This is a genomic window from Hymenobacter sp. UYCo722 (genome assembly GCF_040547115.1).
GTDB lineage: Bacteria > Bacteroidota > Bacteroidia > Cytophagales > Hymenobacteraceae > Hymenobacter.
On the sequence record NZ_JBEPPC010000018.1, the window covers coordinates 1 to 1,751 of the forward strand.

Consider the following 1,751-nt stretch of genomic DNA (forward strand, 5'->3'; position numbering starts at 1 on the left):
GTACTGCTCGAACACGCCGGCGCGGTACAGGGCCACGGCGCAGTTCAGGGCTGTTTGGCCGCCAAAGGCCACCAGAATGCCATCGGGCCGCTCTTTCTTGATGACTTCTTCCACGAAGTAGGGCGTCACGGGCAGGAAGTACACGTCGTCGGCCATGCCGTCGGAGGTCTGCACGGTGGCGATGTTGGGGTTGATGAGGATGGTGCGGATGCCTTCCTCCTTCAGCGCCTTGAGGGCCTGCGAGCCGGAATAATCGAACTCCCCGGCCTCGCCGATTTTCAGCGCGCCGGAACCGAGGATGAGTACTTTGTTGGGTTTGTTCATTAGGTTGTATGTGTTCAAAAAGAACGTCATGCAGAGCGCAGCGAAGCGAAGTCGAAGCATCTCTACCGCTTCGTTGTATTTTTTTAGGATTAGCCTTCCCAAGTCTCTAAATCAATGGTCTGCCAAGCCGGATTAAACGTGCTAATCAGTGCATCTTTCTTCCGGCGCGTCCAGCCTTTCAACTGCTTTTCCCGCGCAATGGCCTGCGTTGCATCGGTCGCTATTTCAAAGTACACCAGCAAATCAGCCTGATACCGTCCGGTGAATTTTGCGGCATTACCCCGGTTTTCGCTGTGCTGGTAGAGCCGTCGCGAGAGGTCGTTGGTGACACCGATATACAAAACGGTTTGGGTTTGATTAGTCAGGATGTATACGTACATGCTGAGTGATTTTAGAACGTCAGGCTGAATTTATTAAAGCCTCTATAGTGTGTCCAAGTCGGTAATAGAGAACCGATAAAGGCCATGCTGTATCATGTCAGTATGAAAAGTGCTTTGTATCGTTAGGTCGCTTTCTTGGCCATCAAACCACAGTAAGACGTCTACAAAAATCTTATCTGCGATGTCTGAATGTCTAACTACACCAATTCTGTAAGCCCTATTGTTTGGGGCTGACGTCACCACACCACCATGTTCTGCGACAGCTTTCTCAATGTAGTCTGATGGCAATTCCTGACTGTAATCAAGCTCATGTAACAGTCCATATTTTCTAGCAGCCAAACAGTCAATGATAAAGGAAACAGTAGCTTTTATTCTGTTCTTTTTCATGGGCTGTTTAATTGATAGAGTGACTAGCGTATGCGACGAAGCGGTAGAGATGCTTCGACTTCGCTTCGCTCCGCTCAGCATGACGTTCTTTTTATTGCCTTCTGCCTCGTTCTACTTGCAGTTCTTATACGCCACCACTGCTTTCAAAAAGTCATCAAACAGAAACTCCGTATCCTCCGGCCCGCCAGCAGCTTCGGGGTGAAACTGGGTGGAGAAAAACGGCTTGGACGTGTGCTTAATGCCTTCGCAAGTCCCGTCGTTCAGGTTCTCGAACAGCATCTGCCACTCGGCGGGGAGCGTTTCGGTGTCCACCGCGAAGCCGTGGTTCTGGCTGGTGATGTAGCAGCGCTGGGTGCCGGTGAGCTTCACGGGCTGGTTGTGGCTGCGGTGGCCGTATTTCAGCTTGAAGGTGTCGCCGCCCGCCGCCAGGCCCATGAGCTGGCTGCCCAGGCAGATGCCGAAAATGGGCTTGTCCTGGACCAGGGCCTTTTGCAGGTGCCGGATGGTGGCCGCGCACATTTTGGGGTCGCCGGGGCCGTTGCTCAGGAACAGGCCGTCGTAGTCGAGGGTCGTGAAATCGTAGTCCCAAGGCACGCGAATCAGCTCCACGTCGCGCTCCAGGAAGCAGCGGATGATGTTGGTTTTGGTGCCGCAGTCCAC

At 53.0% G+C, this 1,751-nt stretch carries 4 protein-coding genes; all 4 read right to left on the reverse strand.

All coding sequences use genetic code 11. The features are described 5' to 3' along the window. On the reverse strand, positions 1–324 hold a 324-nt coding region (locus ABIB44_RS20485; protein ID WP_502916508.1), incomplete at its 3' end, for a carbamoyl phosphate synthase preATP-grasp domain-containing protein. An 89-nt stretch (positions 325–413) separates the two neighbouring features. Further along, complete coding sequence (locus ABIB44_RS20490) at positions 414–704, reverse strand: GIY-YIG nuclease family protein (RefSeq protein ID WP_354586542.1); 291 nt, start codon at positions 702–704, stop codon at positions 414–416. A gap of 42 nt (positions 705–746) precedes the next feature. Continuing rightward, positions 747–1,091: a DUF7668 domain-containing protein gene (locus ABIB44_RS20495; protein WP_354586543.1), complete on the reverse strand. Its 345-nt coding sequence runs from the start codon at positions 1,089–1,091 to the stop codon at positions 747–749. A 111-nt stretch (positions 1,092–1,202) separates the two neighbouring features. Next, a partial coding sequence (locus ABIB44_RS20500; protein WP_354586544.1) for a glutamine amidotransferase-related protein occupies positions 1,203–1,751 on the reverse strand: 549 nt, incomplete at its 5' end.